Below are 20,936 nucleotides of genomic sequence, written 5' to 3' on the forward strand. Positions count from 1 at the left end.
GGCGCCTTGCCGTCGCGGATGAAAAACATCGACGGCTGAAACCCCCAGCAGATGATATCGACGGATTTTTTCGCCCCAGCGATGGCCTCGTGCACGGCCTTGAACGCCTCTTCGCCGTTGATCAACGGCTGATAGGTGGCGCCAACCGGATGGTATTCGGTGTTGCACACGTACCAGGGCGCTGTGCAGGTGGCCGTGTTGGTGTGCTGCAGTGCGATGGGCACCACGCATTCAAATTGAGTCATCGGGTTTTCTCTCCTTGAGGGGCGATGTGCGCGGCGTACTGTCCGCGATGATCGGTGTGCGAAGCGGGCTGATTGACACTGGTATCGGTTTGCGAGGGGTGGTTATGCAGCCCCTGATTGGCGAGGACGTCGAGGTGGGTGTCGAGTTGGTCGATCTTGAGTTTATGGCGGCTGTGGTCGTAAAAAGTGCGCAGCGGATCGCTCATGCTCAGTCACTCCTTGTCTGCGGGGGACGGGCAGAAAAGGCAGAGCTTTCACCCGGGTCCTGGGGGGATGAAAGCATTGAAAATTTGGAGAACAGTTGAAATAGGAAGCTTCTGAGGTGTGTGTAGGACGCGTCCAAAAAAGTTGCAGTGCTTGATCTGTAGGGATTTATTCGGCTCTGGGTTTTGTGGCGATGGCACTGGGGCTCTCGCCACAAGGTTCAGCGTTTAGTCCAGCGGCGCGACGTTATCCAGTGCGCGGTTGACGGCCAGGTCCGCCAGCATGATCACCTGCTGGATGCCCAGCAGCATGCTGCGCTGCGGGCCGTCGAGGAAGGTGGCGAAGTCGCTGGCCATCACGCTTGCCGAGGCCAGGGATTCGCAGGCGTGGGCCAGGAGGCTTTCGGTGTCGATGTTGGGGGCGATGACGAACATTGCGCTGGGCTTGTGGGGGATGCTGGGCTTGAGAATGGCGGGTTTGAGGTTGAGGGTATTGGATTCAGGGGGATTGGGGGTGGGTTTGACCATGATGGAGCTCCTTGATTGATGGAGCTGCCACGGTTCGCTGCGAAGCGGAGAAGGTGGCAGCCATACGCAGGTTCGCAGACCGGGAATCAAGGAACCCGGCAGACCGGAGGTCTCCCGCGCATAGCCGCCATGACGCATTACAGTGTGCAAACAAAAGCGCCAACTGAATGGAAACGGTGGCGCTGAGCGCCTTGATTGACCCAGGCTGCGAAACCCGATCGCTGAGTTTTCAGCGACCCGGCGACGATAGAGTCCGGGTCCAAGGCGCACAAGCCGGCGGATTCTGGCGTAGTTGTAGGCAATGGCGCAAGGCGGTGTAGTTACGGTTCTGGTCCTACAGACCGCTCTGATATTTGCCCATGTGGCGGGAGCGTGCAGGCCGCCATCGCTGGCAAGCCACACACAGGTGAACGGGTCTGCTCACGGAATTCGCGCCCGGCGAAGAACAACTGTAGGAGCCGGCTTGCTGGCGATGGTCGTCAACGATGACGCTGGGTCCCTGATACCCCGCAGCGCGCCAAGGTTTTTCGCGAGCGTGCTCGCTCCTACAGGGGGGCGGTGTCTGTTCGCGAATTTTGCGCCTGGCGCTGATCAACTGTAGGAGCGAGCATGCTCTGGTCGGCGTTCCGACGAAGGAGGTTAACGATGACGCGGGCATTCCGGGTGCCCTCGGCGCTCTCGGGTTTTTCGCGAGCCTGCTCGCTCCTACAGGGTATGGCGTCAGATGATGGATTTGGCGTCTGGCGTAGATCAACTGTGGGAGCCTGCTCGCGAAGGATCCGGATTCGCCGCGTTTAGTCAGAATGTCTGCGCTGTGAATCAGCCAATCCCGATCTCTTCCTTGAACTGCTCCAGAAACCCCTTCAAACGATCATGGCGAACATGTGCCAAACGTTGTCCCGTAGTGGTCTGGAAACCATCCGCCAAGTGCAGCAGCTTGGTCTGGAAATGGTCTATGCAAAAGCGAGTGTCATCGTAGTCGCGGTCGTTTGCTTCGGGGTCTTGCGGGTCGTAGAGAGCGCTGCCCATGCGTCCGGCCACGTAAAAGGTACGGGCGACTCCGAGCATGCCCAGGGAGTCGAGGCGATCGGCGTCCTGGATGACTTTCGCTTCCAGCGAGGTTGGAGTGATGTTGGCGGAAAAACTGTGGGCTTCAATGGCGTGGGCGACGGCTGCGATTTTGCTGTCGGACCAAGCCATCTCCGCTAACACCCTCGACGCTTTCTGCGCCGCCAGTTGTGATGCCTGGGAACGCAGCGGCGAGTTCTTTTCCACCGCCACGCAATCATGCAACAGCACCCCGGCCAGCAGCACTTCAAGATCGCCACCTTCTTGTGCCTGAATCAAGCGCACGTTGTGCCATACCCGCTGCAGGTGCGACAGGTCGTGAGCACCGTCTCCCGAGGGTTCCAGGGCGTGGGGCAGCAAGGTAGCGGCGAGTGATTGCATCGGTGCGAAAGCGCTGGTGGTCATCCGGTGTCCTATGGTCTGAACGTACTTTGCCGCGCATGTCGGCCAATCTTGCGAGGAGTCATTGTGGCATGCAAAACCTGGGCTCCCGAAGAAAGATCAAAAGATCGCAGCCTTCGGCAGCTCCTACAGATATCGATCTTTTCGGCATAACCCTTATTGCAAACCAGTCTCCAGCCCAATGGCATTCCGTCCGCTCGCTTGCGTCCTATCTGGAGAACCGTGCTGATCGCAACTAGATTTCAGTCAGCGCCATACACTCCACAAATGGAAGGACTCGGCCATGAACAGGTTGCTACGTGTTTTATTGGTATTGAAGGTGTTGGTGATGCTGTCCCTCGGCAGTGCTACGGCGTGGGCCGAGTGCGAGAAGCATGAAACCCAGGCTTCGAATGCTCAAGCTGGGCAGGGTGAATTGATGATCGCCGCGTCCGACTCGGAGCCGGGCGACATGGGGCAGGGTGGCAGCGCGGGCAATGATGACGCGACCACTGATGAACCGGATTCCGATGACCCCGACGAAGGCGATAGCCAGACGTAAATCACAGAAAAAATAAAACCCCTTCCAGAGGGATTGGAAGGGGGCTGACCGAGTAACACGATCCCTGTGGGAGCGAGCTTGCTCGCGATGGCGGCGCGTCAGTACCCCTTATGCTGACTGACACTCCGCCATCGCGAGCGCGCTCGCTCCTACAGTTTTTTCACTCCGTTGTTATATCGCGCGTCGAGAAATTGCTCGGCGTAGTGGCAGCCACCTGAGGGCTGCCTGGCAATATGGATGACGAAAAGCTATTGCTGCCGTCTGTCTGGAAAATTGATGGAAACGTAATAACTGTCAAAAGTGACAGTAGACGGTTGTCCGAGTGATGCCTTCAAATATGCGCTCAAGTTAGATATTTTATCTCTGAGTATAAATATAAAGGTATCAATCATGAAAGCTGTAGGTGTTGAGAATATAACAGAAGGTCAGTTAATAGCTGTGGGGCATACCACAGGAGGTTTCGTTGCTACGAAAGTTGAATTTAATTGTGGTCAAAGAAATCGCTTTATTGAGTTTGCAGGGTGGAAGGACAATGGCGAAAGATTTTGGTTTATGGTGAATGATGTTTATGATAATCACATTGAAATAGGCAGGCATTATGTGCTTCGTACTACTGATAGTCCGCGAGATGCACAAGGCGATTTCACTGATGACAAAGGTAGAAGGTTTAAAGTGACCTCCGGGTACATTGTTTTTAAAAGATACAGCTTTGAGTTTCATCATGCCACACTTGAAGCCAAGTTTGTCTCCAGCGAGCTTGGCGAGGAAACTGAAATTAATATGGAGGCTAAGTTCGACGGCTTTAATATAGTTGACTTGGTATGACCACTCTCTCTCGATTGATGCGCAATCGAGGAAGAAAGGACTGGTGAGCAGTGTGGGAGCGGGCTTGCTCGCGAAGGCGGTCTGTCAGTCGTAGTAATATTGACTGAAATGACGCCTTCGCGAGCAAGCCCGCTCCCACATTTTTTTATGCCGCGCCGTCGAGGAACTGCTCGGCGTAGTGGCAAGCAACCTGGCGGTTGTCGAGCGCGCGCAAGGCCGGCTCTTCAGTGCTGCAGCGCTCGGTCGCGTACGGGCAGCGCTTGTGGAAAGCGCAGCCGGGTGGCGGGTTCAGCGGGTTGGGCAATTCGCCGACGATCTTGATCTTCGGCTTGTTCGGGTCCGGGTGAATGGTCGGGGTGGCCGACAGCAACGCCTGGGTGTACGGGTGCAGCGGACGCTCATAGATGTCGTTCTTCGGGCCCATTTCCACCGGGCGGCCGAGGTACATCACCATCACGTCATCGGCGACGTGTTGCACCACCGCGAGGTTGTGGGAGATGAACACGTAGGCGGTGTTGAACTCTTGCTGCAGATCCATGAACAGGTTCAGTACCTGCGCCTGAATCGACACGTCCAGGGCCGAGGTCGGTTCGTCCGCCACCAGCACTTTCGGTTGCAGCATCATCGCCCGCGCCAGGGCAATCCGCTGGCGCTGACCGCCGGAGAACATGTGCGGATAACGCTGATAATGCTCAGGGCGCAGACCCACTTGCTTCATCATCGCCTGCACTTTTTCGCGACGTTCCGAGGCGCTCAGGTTGGTGTTGATCAACAGCGGTTCGGCCAGCTGATCACCGACTTTCTGCCGTGGGTTCAACGAGGCGTACGGGCTCTGGAACACCATCTGCACGTCTTTGCGCAGCTGTTTGCGCTGGGCTTTGTCTGCGCCGGAAACTTCCTGCCCGGCGATTTTCAAGGAGCCGGAGGACGGCTCTTCGATCAGCGTCAGGGCTCGGGCCAGGGTGGATTTGCCGCAACCCGACTCGCCCACGACGGCGAGGGTCTTGCCGGCTTCCAGCTCGAACGACACGCCGTTGAGGGCGCGTACGGTCGCGTGCCCCTTGAACATGCCACGGGACACTTCGTAATGACGGGTGAGGTCGCGGGCGGTAAGTACGACGGCCATTACGCCACCTCCTGGTTCAGCGGGTAGAAGCAGCGGGCGAGGCTGTTGCTTTTCGGGTCAAGGGTCGGACGCTGCGCGCGGCAGTTGTCCTGCACATACGGGCAGCGCGGCGACAGCAGGCAGCCTTGCGGACGGTCATAACGACCAGGAACGATGCCCGGCAGGGTCGACAGACGCGAGGCCCCCAGGCTGTGTTCCGGAATCGCCTTGAGCAGTGCTTCGCTGTAAGGGTGCGCCGGAATGTCGAACAGTTGTGGTACCTGACCGACTTCTACGGCTTGCCCTGCGTACATCACGCACACGCGCTGGGCGGTTTCCGCCACGACGGCAAGGTCGTGGGTGATCAGCACCAGGCCCATGTTCTGTTCTTTCTGCAACGCCAGCAGCAGGTCCATGATCTGCGCCTGAATGGTTACGTCCAGTGCAGTGGTCGGTTCGTCGGCGATCAGCAGCTTTGGTTCGCCGGCAATCGCCATGGCGATCGCGACGCGCTGGCTCATGCCGCCGGACAGTTGATGCGGGTAGGCGTCCATGCGACTGGCCGCGCCCGGAATCTCAACTTTTTCCAGCAGTTCGATGGCGCGTTTGCGCGCAGCCTTGCCGGACATTTTCAGGTGCAGGCGCAGCACTTCTTCGATCTGGAAACCGACGGTGTAGCTTGGGTTTAGCGCAGTCATCGGGTCCTGGAAGACCATCGACAGGTCCTTGCCGACGATCTGCCGACGCTGACGATTGCTCAGCTTGAGCATGTCCTTGCCGTCAAAGCTGAGGGAGTCGGCGGTGACGATGCCTGGGTGCTCGATCAAGCCCATCAGCGCCATCATGGTCACGGATTTACCCGAACCCGACTCGCCAACGATGGCCAGCACTTCGCCCTTGTCGACTTTCAGGTCGAGGCCGTCGACCACTGGCGTGGCGTTCTTGTCGCCGAAGCGCACATTGAGATTCTTGATTTCTAACAGTGACATTGGAATCTCCTCAGGCGGCGTTCTTGAGTTTCGGGTCCAGCGCGTCGCGCAGGCCGTCACCCATCAAGTTGATTGCCAGCACGCTGAGCAAAATGGTCAAACCAGGCAGGCTCACGACCCACCAGGCGCGTTCGATGTAGTCGCGAGCGGAAGCCAGCATGGTGCCCCACTCAGGGGTTGGCGGTTGTACGCCAAGGCCGAGGAAGCCCAGTGCCGCGGCATCGAGAATCGCCGAGGAGAAGCTCAGGGTAGCCTGAACGATCAGCGGCGCCATGCAGTTGGGCAGCACGGTGACGAACATCAGGCGTGGCAGGCCGGCACCGGCCAGGCGCGCGGCGGTCACGTAGTCGCGGTTCAGTTCGCCCATCACCGCGGCGCGGGTCAGACGAACGTAGGACGGCAGGGATACCACGGCGATCGCGATCACGGTGTTGATCAGGCCAGGGCCGAGGATGGCGACGATCGCCACGGCCAGCAGCAGGGACGGCAGGGCCAGCATGATGTCCATCAGACGCATGATGCTCGGGCCGAGCAGGCGCGGGAAGAACCCGGCGAACAGACCCAGCAGGATGCCCGGGATCAGCGACATCACCACCGACGACAGGCCGATCATCAAGGACAGGCGCGAACCCTGGATCAGGCGCGACAGCAGGTCACGGCCCAGCTCGTCGGTGCCCAGCAGGAACTGCAGTTGCCCACCTTCCAGCCAGGCTGGCGGGGTCAGCAGGAAGTCACGGTATTGCTCGCTCGGGTCATGGGGCGCGACCCATGGAGCGAAGATGGCGCAGAAAATCACCAGCAACATGAACATCAGACCGGCAACGGCACCCTTGTTGCGGGAAAACGCGTGCCAGAATTCTTTGTACGGAGACGGGTACAGCAGGCTTTGATCGACTGTTACCGCTTGATTTGGAGTTGTAGCTGGAGTGGTCATGGTCATGATCTCAGCGCTGATGACGGATGCGTGGGTTGGCAAAGCCGTAGAGGATGTCCACTACGAAGTTGACCACAATCACCAGGCAGGCGATTAACAGGATGCCGTTCTGCACAACCGGATAGTCCCGGGCGCCAATGGCTTCGATCAGCCATTTGCCGATGCCGGGCCAGGAGAAGATGGTTTCAGTCAGGACCGCACCGGCCAGCAGGGTACCGACTTGCAGGCCGACCACGGTGAGTACCGGGATCAGTGCGTTGCGCAGGCCGTGAACGAACACCACGCGTGCCGGCGACAGGCCCTTGGCCTTGGCGGTGCGGATGTAGTCCTCGCGCAGCACTTCGAGCATCGACGAACGGGTCATCCGCGCGATCACTGCCAGCGGAATGGTGCCGAGCACAATGGCCGGCAGAATCAGGTGGTGCAGGGCGTCGAAGAAGGCGTCCGGCTCGTCGGCCAGCAGCGTATCGATGAGCATGAAGCCGGTGCGTGGCTCGATGTCGTACAGCAGGTCGATCCGCCCGGAAACCGGAGTCCATCCCAGGCTTACCGAGAAGAACATGATCAGGATCAGGCCCCACCAGAAGATCGGCATCGAGTATCCCGCCAGGGAGATGCCCATCACCCCATGGTCGAACAGGGATCCTCGCTTGAGTGCCGCGATCACCCCGGCCAGAAGGCCCAGGATGCCGGCGAACAACAGGGCGGCCATGGACAGTTCCAGGGTCGCGGGGAACAGGGAAGTGAACTCGCTCCACACGCTTTCACGGGTACGCAGGGACTCACCGAGATCGCCCTGGGCCAGCTTGCCGATGTAGTCCAGGTACTGGGCGTACAGGGGTTTGTTCAAACCTAGGCGTTCCATTGCCTGAGCGTGCATTTCAGGGTCAACCCTGCGTTCTCCCATCATGACTTCCACTGGGTCGCCGGGGATCATGCGAATCAACGCGAAAGTCAGCAAGGTGATGCCGAAGAACGTGGGGATCAGTAACCCCAGTCGGCGGGCAATAAAACTAAACATCGTGTGGTGTACCTCATCAGCCGGTTAGGCGTGCCCGGCATGCCTGGGTCAGCCATGCCGGGAGTTTCTTATCTACTTCACCTGGGTGGTGGCGAAGTTATTAGTGGTGAGTGGACTAATGTGGTAGCCCTCTACGTTGTTGCGCATTGCGGTGAACATTCTAGTGTGTGCCATGCTGATCCATGGCTGGTCCTGGTTAAAAATAACCTGAGCCTGTTCGTAAAGCGCTGCACGTTCGGCCGGATCGGTTTTTTCCCGGGCCTGGTCGATCAGCGTCTGGAACTTGTCATTGCACCAGCGCGCGTAGTTTTCTCCGTTCTTCGCCGCTTCACAACTGAGCATAGGCGTAAGGAAATTATCCGGGTCGCCGTTGTCGCCCGCCCATCCGGCGGAAACCATATCGTGCTCACCGTTTTTCGCGCGCTTGAGCATTTCACCCCATTCCATCACGCGGATGTCGATCTTGATGCCGACCTTGGCCAGGTCGGCCTGCATCATCTGCGCGCCAAGCATCGGGTTGGGGTTGGTCGGGCCGCCACCGTTGCGGGTGAACAGGGTGAACGTGGTGCCCTCGGGAACGCCGGCTTCCTTGAGCAGGGCGCGGGCCTTGTCCAGATCGCGAGGCGGGTTCTTCAGGTTGTGGTTGTAGCCCAGCAGGGTGTCCGGGTACGGGTTCACCGCCACTGTCGCATTGCCTTTGCCGAACAGTGCGTTGACGTAGGCCTCCTTGTCGAAGGCGATGTCGATGGCTTTGCGCACTCGCACGTCGCTCATGTACTTGTGCGTGGTGTTCATGCCGATGTACGAAACGGTCATCGCGTTCAGCTCGTCGACCTTCAGGTTCGGGTCTTTCTTGATGCTCGGGATGTCATCCGGTTTCGGATACAGCGCGATCTGGCACTCATTGGCCTTGAGTTTCTGCAGGCGCACGTTGTTGTCGGTAGCGATGGCCAGGATCAGCGCATCAGCCGGTGGTTTGCCACGGAAGTAATCCGGGTTGGCCTTGAAGCGAACCTGGGCGTCCTTGTTGTAACGCTGGAAAACGAACGGGCCGGTGCCGACAGGCTTGTTGTTCAGGTCGCCGGTCTTGTTGGCCTTGAGCAGCTGGTCGGCGTACTCGGCGGAGTAGATCGAGGAGAACGCCATGGCGATGTCGGCCAGGAACGGCGCCTCGCGACGGGTCAGGGTGAATTTGACCGTGTTGTCGTCGACCTTCTCGACGCTTTTGAGCAGTTCCTTGAAGCCCATGCTTTCAAAGTACGGGAAGCCCACGCTCGACAGTTTGTGCCATGGATGATTCGGGTCCAACTGGCGCTGGAAGCTCCAGACCACGTCGTCGGCATTCATGTCGCGGGTCGGCTTGAAGTATTCGGTGGTGTGAAACTTGACGCCTTTGCGCAGGTGAAAGGTGTAGCTCAGGCCGTCCTCGCTGATGTCCCAGGATTCGGCCAGTGCCGGAATCACATCAGTGGTGCCGGGTTTGAAGTCCACCAAACGATTGAAGATGGTCTCGGCCACCGCATCGGCGGTGACTGCAGTCGTGTACTGGACCATGTCGAAGCCTTCCGGACTGGCTTCGGTGCAGACCACCAAAGGTTTGGCCGATACGCCAACCGCAACACTCAGCAACGCAGCCGCGAGGGCCGCACGTAGGGGAAGTATTTTCATCAAGAACCCTCTGCAATCGGTTAGAAGGACAAAAGCCGAACGGCCGATTCGTCACTGAATCAGCCGTTCGACCGGTGCATTACAGGATGTTGAACGGAACCGTGGTCACGAGACGGAACTCGTTGATGCTGCCGTCATTCTGGTTTTCACTGGCACGGTGGGCGGTGTAGGTAGCGCGCACAGTGGTGGCCTTGAGCGGGCCACTCTGTACGGCGTAGGTCGCACCGATACCGTATTCATAGTGGTGTTCGCCATCCTGGGCCTGGATGCCGTCGTAACCCTTGCCGGCCACGCCGCCGTTGCCGGTGTAGTGCGTACCGTCGATGCCCCAGCCGCGAGCCTGGTAGATGTTGAATTTCAGGCCTGGCACGCCGTATTCGGCCATGTTCAAACCGTAGGCGACCTGGAAGGATTTCTCGTTCGGGCCGTTGAAGTCCGAGAGCAGGGAGTTGGCCAGGTAGATGCCGTTGGTTTCGTGCAGGTAGTCGAAGTACTCGTTACCGTTCACTTGCTGGTAGGAGAGTGTCAGGGTGTGGGCCAGGTGGGTCAGGCCGAACGACAGGGAGTAGGTGTCGTTGTCGATGTCGCCGATCAGGGCCTTGCCGGTGTCCTGAGTCTTGTAGTAGTTCAGGCCGGTGGTCAGGCTCAGCACCTGGCTGTCACCGAGTACGTGGGTGGCGCCGAAGTAGTACTGGTTCCAGATGTCTTCAGCCTGGGTCGCCCAAAGGCTGGTGGTCAGGCTGGCGAGTGGGGTGTAGGTGATGCCGGCGGTGTTGACGTGATCGGTTTCAACGATGCCGTTGGCGTATTCAGTGCGGAATTTGCTCAGGCTTTCTTCGGTACGCGGTGAGTTGCGATCGAAAGTGGCCAGGTCGAAGGCCAGGTTGTTCAGCTCTTCGCTGTGAAGCGCCACACCCTGGAAGCTCGAAGGCAGCGCACGGTTGCCGATGACGTCGACCTGCGGGCTGCTGAAGTTCATGCGGCCGGCGGTCAGGGTGCTGTTGGACACACGGGCCTTGACGTTGGCCAGACCCAGTTTGCTCCACTGGCCCTGGGCGTCACCGCCTTCTTTGGTCAGCGTACGGTTGTTGCCGGCGCCTGGACGAGTGCCGGGTGCGCCGCCATTGTTGGATGCCAGATCCTTGCGGTCCTGATCCAGGGCGATGGCGTTGTAGGCCGCCACTTCAGTGCTGAAACCAACGGTGCCTTCGGTGAAGCCCGAGTTGTACTTGACGATGGTGCCCTGGACCCAGTTGATCCGGCGATCAGTCGGGGTCGACACGCCGTCTTTCTTGTAGGAAAACTTGGCGCCGCGCTTGAGTTGTTCGTTGGCGTACCAGTTACGGGTAGTGCCGCTGATCGACTGCCCCTCGATGAAGCCGGTCGCTTCGCTCTGGGCGCTTTTATCTTTGACGGTAACCGGGGTGAATTCCTGGCTCTGGGTTTCTGCGTACGCCGTGGCGGTTATGCTGCTGATGGCCAAGGCCAATAACGCGGTGCTACTCAGTTTCATGGTGAAGCTCCTCACTTTCTTTTTGTATTCCGGTCTCTTCTTGTGATCCGGCTTTTTGGTTTAGAACTCATGCATGGCACTGCAAACGTTTGCTATTGGCCAAATTGGCGAATTACGGCAATACGCTTGCATGGGGGCGAAAAATTCGCCCCCCGGCATTTCTGACAAAACGGTTATTTTTCCAGGCTGACACCCGAGAACACGTTGCGACCGAACGGGCTCACCTTGAACCCTTCGATTTTGGCACTCAACGGCTGGTTGACCGTCGAGTGAGCGACCGGCGTGATCGGCACTTGCTGCTTGAGCAACTGCTGCGCCTGTTTGTAGAGCACGGTGCGCTGGTCGCGGTCGGTGACGACCTTGGCCTGCTTGATCAGCTTGTCGTAAGCCGGATCACACCACATGGAGTAGTTGTTGCCGCCAATGGCATCGCAGCTGTACAGCGTGCCCAGCCAGTTGTCCGGGTCCCCGTTGTCCCCGGTCCAGCCGATCAGGCTCACATCATGCTCGCCATTCTTGGTGCGCTTGATGTACTCGCCCCATTCGTAGCTGACGATCTTGACCTTGAGGCCGATTTTCGCCCAGTCGGCCTGGAGCATCTCGGCCATCAACTTGGCGTTGGGGTTGTACGGACGCTGAACCGGCATGGCCCAGAGGGTGATTTCGGTGCCTTCCTTGACGCCGGCGGCCTTGAGCAATTCCCGGGCTTTTTCCGGGTTGTAGGCGGCATCCTTGATGGTCTCGTCGTAGGACCATTGGGTTGGCGGCATGGCATTGACCGCCAATTGGCCCGCGCCCTGGTAAACGGCGTTGAGAATGCCTTGCTTGTTCACCGCCATGTCCAGCGCCTGGCGCACTTCGAGCTGGTCGAATGGTTTGTGGCGCACGTTGTAGGCTATGTAGCCAAGGTTAAAGCCGGGCTTTTCGATGAGCTTCAGGGCCGGGTCGCTTTTCAACGCGGTCACGTCGGCAGGGCGCGGATGCAGGGTGATCTGGCACTCGTTGGCCTTGAGCTTCTGTACGCGTACCGACGCGTCGGTGTTGATGGCGAAAATCAGGTTGTCGAGCTTGACCCGGCTCGGGTCCCAGTACTGCTTGTTGCCGGTGTAGCGGATGTTCGAGTCTTTCTGGTAGCTCTTGAACACGAATGGCCCGGTGCCGATCGGTTTCTGGTTGATGTCGCTCGGCTTGCCCTCGGCCAGCAGTTTGTCGGCGTATTCGGCGGACAGGATGGCGGCGAAGCTCATGGCGATATTCTGGATGAACGCGGCATCGACGCTGTTGAGCGTCATGACCACGGTCAATGGCCCGGTTTTTTCGACCTTGGCGATGTTCTTGTTCAGGCTCATGCCGTTGAAGTACGGAAACTCGGTCGGATAAGCCTTGCGGAATGGTTGTTGCGGATCGAGCATGCGATTGAAGGTGAAGAGCACGTCGTCGGCGTTGAAGTCACGGGTCGGGGTGAAGTATTTGGTTGTGTGAAACTTCACGCCTTCGCGCAGGTGGAAGGTGTACTTGAGGCCGTCCTCGGAAATATCCCAGCTGGTAGCCAGGCCCGGTACGACGTTGGTCGCGCCTTTTTCAAACTCTGCCAGGCGGTTGTATAGCGGCTCGGCGGCATCATTATCGGTCGCCGTGGTGTACTGCGCCGTGTCGAAACCGGCGGGGCTGCCTTCGGAGCAGAATACCAGGCTGTTGCTCGCGGCCTGGCTGATGGAGGCGGTGGCCAACAGGCCGGTGCCCAGCAATGCGGATAAAATCAAGGTATGGCGCATAACGCTCCCTTTTTCTCTAAGTGATTGGCAATGAGCCGTCATCCCATCCCTGGACGTAGCGGCATCACTGATCTCAAGCCATACGCGCGGCAATGACCGATGACCCACGCAGTCGCTGGTCAGACCCCGACGGTATGAGTCGTGGGTCCGGCAGTAAATGCGAAAGGTCCTAAAGTCTTGTAGGAAATAGAAACATCGCTAACCCGGTGCCTGTAGCCAGTTGCGGATTGGGATGTAGGCAAATTCCTGCTTTATCGGCAGATATGCAACGGCGACGTCAAAAACGTCGCCGTTGCATAACCTTATTTGCTGACGCTGACGCCGTAGAAGGAGTTCAAGCCAAACGGGCTGATCTTGAAGTCCTGCACGTTGTCGCGCATAGGCTGGAACACCGTCGAGTGAGCGATAGGTGTCATTGGAACTGCATCTTTGAGGACGTGTTGCGCCTGCTTGTACAGTTCGGTGCGCTTGGCCTGGTCGGTTGTGCGCTTGGCTTCCTTGACGATGCCGTCAAATTTCTTGTCGCACCATTTGGAGAAGTTATTGCCTTCCAGCGAGTCGCAGCCGAACAGCACGTTGAGCCAGTTGTCCGGGTCACCATTGTCACCGCTCCAGCCGATGATCATCGCCTGGTTCTCGCCACCCTTGGAGCGCTTGATGTACTCGCCCCATTCGTAGCTGACAATTTTCACTTTGAGACCGATTTTGGCCCAGTCGGACTGCAGCATTTCAGCCATCAGTTTGGCGTTCGGGTTGTACGGACGCTGCACCGGCATCGCCCACAGAACGATTTCGGTGCCTTCCTTGACGCCAGCTTCCTTGAGCAGCTCTTTGGCTTTCTCAGGGTCGTACTTGGCATCCTTGATGGTGGTGTCGTAGGACCACTGGGTCGGCGGCATGGCGTTTACGGCCAGTTGGCCCGCGCCCTGGTAAACCGAGTCGATGATCTGCTGTTTATTGACGGCCATGTCCAGTGCCTGACGCACTTTCAGCTGGGCCAGCGGGTTCGCCTCGTTGCTGCCCTTGACCTTGTCCATCACGTTATAGGCGATGTAACCCAGGTTGAAACCAGCCTGGTCAGGCACTTTCAGGGCCTTGTCTTCTTTCAGCGCCTTCAGGTCAGCCGGACGCGGGAACAGAGTGATCTGGCACTCGTTCTTCTTCAGCTTCTGTATACGTACCGACGGGTCGGTGGTGATGGCGAAGATCAGGTTGTCGATCTTCACGTCTTCAGGCTTCCAGTAGTCCTTGTTCCCGGTGTAGCGGATGTTGGAGTCTTTCTGGTAGCTCTTGAACACGAACGGACCAGTGCCAACCGGCTTCTGGTTGATGTCGGCGGCCTTGCCTTCTTTCAGCAGCTGGGCTGCGTACTCGGCGGACTGCACCGAAGCGAAGCTCATGGCCATGTTCTGGATGAACGCGGCATCAACTTCCTTGAGGGTGAACTTGACGGTTTTGTCGTCGACTTTATCGATCTTGGTGATGTTGGTGTCCATCCCCATGTCGGTGAAGTACGGGAATTCGGTCGGGTACACCTTACGGAACGGATCATCCTTGTTGATCATTCGATTGAAGGTGAACAACACGTCGTCGGCGTTGAACTCACGAGTCGGCTTGAAGTACGAGGTGGTGTGGAACTTGACGCCTTCGCGCAGGTGGAAGGTGTACGTCAACCCGTCCGGGGAAATGTCCCAGCTGGTGGCCAGACCAGGAACCACGGCGGTGCCGCCGCGCTCGAACTGGGTCAAGCGGTTGAACATGGTTTCTGCAGAGGCGTCGAAGTCGGTTCCGGTGGTGTATTGACCTGGATCGAAACCGGCCGGGCTCCCTTCGGAGCAGAACACCAGGTTAGTCGCAGCTTGAGCGAAAGGTGCGCTGGCCAATAGGCTGGCGCCGACTAAAAACGGAATGACCGCGTGTTTAAGCATGGTGGCCTCAGATTGTTGTCATTTTTCGAATTAGAGGACGACCTCGTGAGTCGTGCCTGCGGATACTTATGCAGGGGCCATACCCAATGCAAGATCCAGAGTGACTACAAGCCTTAAACGGTGGCACGAACGTACCTTAATGTCGCATATGTATAATTTTTGACGCATTTGAACGTTTGCGCGACGTTTTTGCGGTGCAACTCGCGCACTTTTGTCGTGCGTCGCACCCAACGGGATGCTCCCGGTTGGGGCGGGTGTTACTTATTTATACCCTTGGCACTGGGGTGGGTATGGCACAAGTGCGGCTGGTTATTGTTGCACCCGGGTTGCGCAGACAAGTCCGAGTGATACCGGGTACAACCACTGGCTTTGCCAGTACACCTATTCATTTATAGCTCACGGGAAAACCGCTGCAAAAAAAACGGCGATCATTTTCGATGATCGCCGTTTGGGTATTCGAGTCAGCGAATCAAGGCATCAGCACTTCAATAGAGCCGTCTGCGGTCATGCTGACCTGACTGGTACCGGCTTCAACTTCCGGAGTGACCGGTGCGGTATCCATGGCGGCGGCTTTCATCATCATCGGCCCGCGCATATAGGGTTGTGGATAACCGTTGCTGTTGAGGTTCAGGTTGACGATTTTGTAGCTCTTGCCGCCCAAGGCATCGGTGGCCAGTTGAGCACGGGCCTTGAAGGCGCTTACGGCCTCTTTGAGCAGGGCGTCTTCGCTGGCCTTGCGGGTCGGCGTCGCGATGGCGAAGTCCATGCCGCCCATTTTCAGATCGGTGAGCAGTTCGCCGGTCAGTTTCGACAGCGCGGCGAAGTCCGCACTTTCCAGGCGCAGTTCGGCGCGTTCACGCCAGCCGGTGATCTTCTGACCCTTGGTGTCGTAGATCGGGTAGCTGTTGCGGCTGCCCTGGCGCAGCGTGATGTCTTTGACTTGCTTGGCCTGGGCCAGCGCCTTGTTCATGGTGGTGCTGACGTCGGCGGCGAGTTTGGCCGGGTCGCTGTTCTGTTCTTCGGTGTAGAGGGTCACGATCATCAGGTCGCGGGCCACTTCCTGACTGACTTCGGCGCGCAGGGAAATCTGGTTGTAATGAAGCTCGTCGGCCGCCAGGGCCGGGAGGCTGGCGAGGGTGCCAACGCCCAGGGCGAGGAGGGCGGCGCTGCGGCGGAATGTGTACATGAAGGCTCCTTGAAAGGTGCGCAGGGGTATGGTCCGGGCCTGCGTGAAATCATCAGACTCTAGCTTTGATGGTCGGGTTCGCATAGTTACAACTTCTATACAGATGTAACTCAGGTGGCCCTGTGTGGAAGGGGGCTGCTGTGGAAGGGGGCTGCTGTGGCGAGGGGGCTTGCAGTGGCGAGGGGGCTTGCTGTGGCGAGGGGGCTTGCCCCCGTTGGACTGCGAAGCAGTCCCCCCCCAACCCTGCCGCCGCATTTTATCTGCCGTACCAGGTGAGGCAATCCACGACTGCTTCGCAGCCGAACGGGGGCAAGCCCCCTCGCCACAGTTGTCATCGCCCGGGAAATCATGGGTAGCACTGTGGCCGTTTGCCGCACTTTTGCCTGCCAGCCCCCGCGCTTGGTTATACTCCCAGCGATCCGCCTGGAGCGCTCATCAGGAGAGCTCATGCTCGCCCCCGTTCAAATCACCTCCGCCACTCGCCAGAACCTCTGGCGGCTGACCTTCATCCGCACGTTGGTGCTGGCCGCTCAGGCCGGTTCCGTGGGGCTGGCCTACTGGCTTGAGTTGTTGCCGCTGCCCTGGTTTCAACTGGCCGCTACCCTTGCTTGCTCAATGCTGCTGTGCGCGTTCACGGCAATTCGCCTGCGCACCTCGTGGCCAGTGACCGAGCTTGAATACGCCGTACAACTGGCCTGCGATCTGTTTATCCACAGCGCCTTGCTGTACTTCTCCGGTGGTTCGACCAATCCCTTCGTCTCTTATTACCTGGTGCCGCTGACCATCGCCGCGGTGACGCTGCCGTGGCGCTATTCGGTGATCCTGTCGGGCATCGCGTTGACGATGTACACCCTGCTGCTGGCGCGGTTCTATCCACTGCAAACCTTTCCCATTGCCCGGGAAAACCTGCAGGTGTACGGCATGTGGCTGAGCTTCGCCCTCGCCGCAGCGGTGATCACCTTCTTCGCCGCACGCATGGCCGAGGAGTTGCGTCGCCAGGAGGAACTGCGCGCCATACGTCGTGAAGAAGGCCTGCGTGATCAGCAGTTGCTGGCGGTCGCAACCCAGGCGGCCGGTGCCGCTCATGAATTGGGCACGCCGTTGGCAACCATGAGCGTACTGCTCAAGGAAATGCGCCAGGACCATCACGACCCGATGTTGCAGGACGACCTCAGTGTGCTGCAGGATCAGGTCAAGCTATGCAAGGAAACCTTGCAGCATCTGGTGCGCGCCGCCGAGGCCAACCGGCGTCTTGCCGTGGAAATGCAAGACGTTACCGATTGGCTCGACGAGGCATTGAATCGCTGGCACCTGATGCGCCCCGAAGCCAGCTATCGCTTCCAGCGACTCGGCCAGGGCGCCGTTCCACGCATGGCGCCGCCGCCGGACCTGACCCAGGCCTTGTTAAACTTGCTCAATAACGCCGCCGATGCGTGTCCCGAGGGGCTGCAAGTGACGCTGGACTGGGACGCGGAAAACCTGACCATCAGCATTCGCGACCATGGCGCCGGTGTGCCATTGGCCATTGCCGAGCAAATCGGCAAGCCGTTTTTTACCACCAAGGGCAAAGGTTTCGGCCTGGGCCTGTTTTTGAGCAAGGCCAGCGTGACTCGCGCTGGCGGCTCAGTAAAACTCTACAGTCATGAGGAAGGCGGTACGCTCACCGAGCTGCGCCTGCCCCGTGTCGCCCGAGGAGACGAACATGAGTGACGATATCCAGGTTGAAGGCGAAGAACTGCCGCACTTGCTGCTGGTCGATGACGACGCCACGTTCACCCGCGTCATGGCCCGTGCCATGGCTCGCCGTGGGTTTCGTGTCAGTACGGCCGGCTCTGCCGAAGAAGGGCTGGAACTGGCCAAGGCCGATCTGCCGGACTACGCTGCGCTGGACCTGAAAATGGATGGCGATTCCGGCCTGGTGCTGCTGCCCAAGTTGCTGGAAATGGATCCGGAAATGCGCGTGGTGATTCTCACCGGCTATTCCAGCATTGCCACCGCTGTTGAAGCGATCAAGCGCGGCGCCTGCAACTACCTGTGCAAACCGGCCGATGCCGACGACGTGCTGGCAGCGCTGCTGTCCGAACACGCCGACCTCGACAGCCTGGTGCCGGAAAACCCGATGTCCGTGGACCGCCTGCAGTGGGAGCACATTCAGCGCGTTCTGACCGAACACGAAGGCAACATCTCCGCCACCGCCCGCGCCCTGGGCATGCATCGGCGCACCTTGCAGCGCAAATTGCAGAAGCGTCCCGTTCGCCGCTGAACCTGCGCTGAACGAATGCCGGCCGCTGCTCGCGACAAACCGAACCGATCATCTATGATCGGTTCGTGCGTGTACTTTTCTCTATCGAGCCTTTTCCATGAATCAGAACGCTGAGTACTCCGCGGTCAACGATGCTGTGCGCGGGCAGTTTTTTCGCAAAGTGTGGGCGATGATCACGCCTTACTGGCGAAGTGAAGAAAAGGGCAAGGCCTGGACCTTGCTGATCGCTGTGATTGCGCTGTCGCTGATCAGCGTGGGGATCTCGGTGTGGTTCAACACCTGGTACAAGGATTTCTACAACGCCCTGCAGCAAAAAGACGAGGCGGCCTTCTGGCGGCTTATTCTGTATTTCTGCGGGATTGCCGCGGTGGCGATTGTCGGTGCGGTGTACCGGCTCTACCTGACGCAGATGCTGACAATCCGCTGGCGGGCGTGGCTCACCGAAAAACACTTCACTCGCTGGCTCGACGACAAGAATTACTACCGGCTGGAGCAGGGCGGTTACACCGATAACCCCGATCAGCGGATTTCCGAAGATCTCAATAATTTCACCTCCGATACCTTGAGCCTGGGCATTGGCCTGCTGCGCAACGTCGTCAGCCTCGTGTCGTTCTCGATCATCCTCTGGGGTGTGTCGGGGAGCATCGAAGTGTTCGGTGTGACCATTCCCGGCTACATGTTCTGGTGCGTACTGGTTTACGCGGTGCTGGGCAGTTGGCTGACGCATTTGATCGGTCGTCGCTTGATCGGCCTGAACAACCGGCAACAACGTTTCGAAGCCGACCTGCGTTTCTCCCTGGTGCGGGTCCGCGAGAATGCCGAAAGCATCGCGTTGTACAACGGCGAGCCGAACGAGAATCGCCGATTGAGCAGCCGCTTCGGCATGGTCTGGCATAATTTCTGGGACATCATGAAAGTGTCCAAGCGTCTCACCTTCTTCACTTCCGGTTACGAACAGGCCGCAGTCATTTTTCCTTTCATGGTTGCTGCGCCACGCTACCTCGCCGGCAAGATCGAGCTCGGTGAACTGATGCAAATCAGCTCGGCGTTCGGCAATGTCCAGGACAGTTTCAGCTGGTTTATCACTGCCTACCAGAACCTCGCCTCGTGGCGTGCCACCTGCGATCGTCTGCTCAGCTTCCGTCAGGCCATGACCGACAACGAGCAGCGTGCACCGGCCATCGACGTGCAAAACACTGGCTCGGTGTTGAAGGTGCATGACTTGGGTCTTGATCTGGCTGACGGTCGTCACTTGCTGACCAGCGCCGACATGACCGTGCAAGAGGGCGAGCGCGTCATGCTCAGCGGCCGTTCCGGCAGCGGCAAGTCCACCTTGCTGCGGGCGATGGGGCATCTTTGGCCGACGGGGCACGGAAGCATTCGATTACCGGCGGCGCGCTACCTGTTCCTGCCGCAAAAACCCTATCTGCCCATTGGCACACTGCGAGAGGCACTGAGTTATCCACAGCCTGGCGAAACCTACCCGCAAGAACGTTACGTCCAAGTGCTGGAAACCTGCCGTTTGCCGCATCTGGTGGCACGCCTGGATGAAGCTAACCACTGGCAGCGCATGCTGTCGCCGGGTGAGCAGCAACGCCTGGCCTTTGCCCGGGCTCTGCTGTACGCGCCGCAGTGGCTATACATGGATGAAGCGACGTCGGCGATGGATGAAGAAGACGAGGCTTCGCTGTATCAGGCTCTGATTGATGAGTTGCCGGGGCTGAGTATTGTCAGCGTTGGCCATCGCAGCAGCCTCAAGCGTTTCCATCCAAGGCACATCCGCATCGAGAATGGCCATCTGGTGGATCAGGCAGTGACTGCGTAGCCACTCTTGTTCGCGATTTGTGGCGATGCGGCGTTCCCACAAGCCCCCTCACCACAAAGCCAGCTCCTGCAAGGGAGGGTGGTGATCGTACAACCCGCTTGAGCTATGATGCACTTTCAGCCGATTCTTTCGAGACAGATGTTCACCATGGAAAACCCGAACGCCGTACCACGCCTCCCTCGCAAGCGCCGCAGCCTCGCTCAGGAACTGGTGACGGTGCTGTCCGAGCAGATCCGCGACGGGCAGCTCAAACGTGGCGACAAATTGCCCACCGAATCGGCGATCATGGATTCCCATGGCGTCAGCCGGACGGTCGTGCGCGAAGCGATATCCCGTTTGCAGGCGGCCGGGCAGGTGGAAACCCGCCATGGCATCGGCACCTTCGTGCTCGACACTCCGAGCCCGAGCGGTTTCCGTATCGACCCGGCGACAGTGGTCACCTTGCGCGATGTGCTGGCGATTCTCGAGCTGCGTATCAGCCTCGAAGTGGAGTCGGCAGGTCTGGCAGCGCAGCGCCGCAGCCCCGAGCAGCTGGCGTTGATGCGCGCGGCACTGGACGCGCTGAATGAAAGCGTTTCCCACGCCAGCGATGCCGTGGCTTCGGACTTCCAGTTCCACCTGCAAATTGCCCTGGCGACCGGCAACCGCTACTTCACCGACATCATGACCCACCTGGGCACCAGCATCATCCCGCGCACCCGCCTCAACTCTGCGCGACTGGCCCATGACGACCAGCAGCACTACATGAATCGCCTGAGCCGTGAGCACGAAGAGATCTACGACGCGATTGCCCGCCAAGACTCCGATGCTGCGCGTGCAGCCATGCGCCTGCACCTGACCAACAGCCGCGAGCGGCTGCGCCAAGCCCACGAAGAGGCTGAGGCGCAGCGCGGCTGATGCCAAAAAAGGGTCTGGCG

Annotated in this window: 18 protein-coding genes and 1 pseudogene; 6 read left to right on the forward strand and 13 right to left on the reverse strand. The window is 58.9% G+C overall.

Going from position 1 to position 20,936, the window contains the following annotated elements:
- The 4 genes and pseudogenes from AC07OG_RS12840 to AC07OG_RS12855 all read right to left on the reverse strand — a co-directional run.
- A pseudogene (locus AC07OG_RS12840) lies at positions 1–245 on the reverse strand (phospholipase); the annotation flags it as partial.
- Complete coding sequence (locus tag AC07OG_RS12845) at positions 242–451, reverse strand: hypothetical protein (RefSeq protein ID WP_495067192.1); 210 nt, start codon at positions 449–451, stop codon at positions 242–244. The pseudogene AC07OG_RS12840 and the gene AC07OG_RS12845, both read right to left, overlap by 4 nt.
- A 225-nt stretch (positions 452–676) precedes the next feature.
- Positions 677–976 carry a DUF6124 family protein gene (locus AC07OG_RS12850; RefSeq protein WP_495067193.1) on the reverse strand — a complete coding sequence of 100 codons (300 nt, stop codon included), beginning with the start codon at positions 974–976 and terminating at the stop codon, positions 677–679.
- 819 nt (positions 977–1,795) lie between these two features.
- Positions 1,796–2,449: an HD domain-containing protein gene (locus AC07OG_RS12855; RefSeq protein ID WP_495067194.1), complete on the reverse strand. Its 654-nt coding sequence runs from the start codon at positions 2,447–2,449 to the stop codon at positions 1,796–1,798.
- 280 nt (positions 2,450–2,729) lie between these two features.
- Between AC07OG_RS12855 and AC07OG_RS12860 the strand changes: the two genes are divergently transcribed.
- Together AC07OG_RS12860 and AC07OG_RS12865 are read left to right on the forward strand one after the other, a co-directional pair.
- Positions 2,730–2,987 (forward strand): hypothetical protein, encoded by a 258-nt coding sequence (locus AC07OG_RS12860; protein ID WP_060542943.1) that lies wholly within the window; start codon positions 2,730–2,732, stop codon positions 2,985–2,987.
- A 390-nt stretch (positions 2,988–3,377) separates the two neighbouring features.
- Positions 3,378–3,812 carry a hypothetical protein gene (locus tag AC07OG_RS12865; protein ID WP_495067195.1) on the forward strand — a complete coding sequence of 145 codons (435 nt, stop codon included), beginning with the start codon at positions 3,378–3,380 and terminating at the stop codon, positions 3,810–3,812.
- Between the two features lie 145 nt (positions 3,813–3,957).
- On the opposite strand, the gene AC07OG_RS12870 is transcribed toward AC07OG_RS12865, so the two are convergent.
- The 9 genes from AC07OG_RS12870 to AC07OG_RS12910 all read right to left on the reverse strand — a co-directional run bounded on the left by AC07OG_RS12870 (position 3,958) and on the right by AC07OG_RS12910 (position 15,931).
- Positions 3,958–4,938, reverse strand: a complete 981-nt coding sequence (locus tag AC07OG_RS12870) for a peptide ABC transporter ATP-binding protein (protein WP_218425629.1) — start codon at positions 4,936–4,938, stop codon at positions 3,958–3,960.
- Entirely contained in the window at positions 4,938–5,906 is a 969-nt protein-coding gene (locus AC07OG_RS12875; RefSeq protein WP_060542945.1) for an ABC transporter ATP-binding protein, read from the reverse strand. Before AC07OG_RS12875 ends, AC07OG_RS12870 begins: the two co-directional genes overlap by 1 nt.
- A 10-nt stretch (positions 5,907–5,916) precedes the next feature.
- Positions 5,917–6,840, reverse strand: a complete 924-nt coding sequence (locus tag AC07OG_RS12880; protein WP_495067196.1) for an ABC transporter permease subunit — start codon at positions 6,838–6,840, stop codon at positions 5,917–5,919.
- A 10-nt stretch (positions 6,841–6,850) separates the two neighbouring features.
- Positions 6,851–7,861: an ABC transporter permease subunit gene (locus AC07OG_RS12885; RefSeq protein ID WP_060542947.1), complete on the reverse strand. Its 1,011-nt coding sequence runs from the start codon at positions 7,859–7,861 to the stop codon at positions 6,851–6,853.
- Between the two features lie 72 nt (positions 7,862–7,933).
- On the reverse strand, positions 7,934–9,529 hold the full coding sequence (locus tag AC07OG_RS12890) for an ABC transporter substrate-binding protein (protein ID WP_495067197.1): 1,596 nt from the start codon (positions 9,527–9,529) through the stop codon (positions 7,934–7,936).
- 79 nt (positions 9,530–9,608) lie between these two features.
- Positions 9,609–11,042 carry an OprD family porin gene (locus AC07OG_RS12895; protein WP_218425626.1) on the reverse strand — a complete coding sequence of 478 codons (1,434 nt, stop codon included), beginning with the start codon at positions 11,040–11,042 and terminating at the stop codon, positions 9,609–9,611.
- Positions 11,043–11,215: 173 nt separating this feature from the next.
- Positions 11,216–12,817 (reverse strand): ABC transporter substrate-binding protein, encoded by a 1,602-nt coding sequence (locus AC07OG_RS12900; RefSeq protein ID WP_060542950.1) that lies wholly within the window; start codon positions 12,815–12,817, stop codon positions 11,216–11,218.
- 302 nt (positions 12,818–13,119) lie between these two features.
- The gene (locus AC07OG_RS12905) at positions 13,120–14,745 is read right to left on the reverse strand and encodes an ABC transporter substrate-binding protein (protein ID WP_060542951.1); all 1,626 of its coding nucleotides are present in this window, start codon (positions 14,743–14,745) and stop codon (positions 13,120–13,122) included.
- A 469-nt stretch (positions 14,746–15,214) separates the two neighbouring features.
- Positions 15,215–15,931 carry an SIMPL domain-containing protein gene (locus AC07OG_RS12910; RefSeq protein WP_495067198.1) on the reverse strand — a complete coding sequence of 239 codons (717 nt, stop codon included), beginning with the start codon at positions 15,929–15,931 and terminating at the stop codon, positions 15,215–15,217.
- Positions 15,932–16,378: 447 nt separating this feature from the next.
- Between AC07OG_RS12910 and AC07OG_RS12915 the strand changes: the two genes are divergently transcribed.
- The 4 genes from AC07OG_RS12915 (at position 16,379) to AC07OG_RS12930 (ending at position 20,916) form a co-directional block, all read left to right on the forward strand.
- On the forward strand, positions 16,379–17,641 hold the full coding sequence (locus AC07OG_RS12915; RefSeq protein WP_060542953.1) for an ATP-binding protein: 1,263 nt from the start codon (positions 16,379–16,381) through the stop codon (positions 17,639–17,641).
- On the forward strand, positions 17,634–18,194 hold the full coding sequence (locus tag AC07OG_RS12920; protein WP_060542954.1) for a response regulator transcription factor: 561 nt from the start codon (positions 17,634–17,636) through the stop codon (positions 18,192–18,194). The genes AC07OG_RS12915 and AC07OG_RS12920 overlap by 8 nt, the downstream gene beginning before the upstream one ends.
- Positions 18,195–18,291: 97 nt before the next feature.
- Positions 18,292–20,019, forward strand: a complete 1,728-nt coding sequence (locus tag AC07OG_RS12925) for an ABC transporter ATP-binding protein/permease (protein ID WP_495067199.1) — start codon at positions 18,292–18,294, stop codon at positions 20,017–20,019.
- 147 nt (positions 20,020–20,166) lie between these two features.
- Complete coding sequence (locus AC07OG_RS12930) at positions 20,167–20,916, forward strand: FadR/GntR family transcriptional regulator (protein ID WP_495067200.1); 750 nt, start codon at positions 20,167–20,169, stop codon at positions 20,914–20,916.
- Positions 20,917–20,936: the final 20 nt, after the last annotated feature.

It is taken from the genome of Pseudomonas sp. GW821-FHT09H03, from assembly GCF_059415945.1.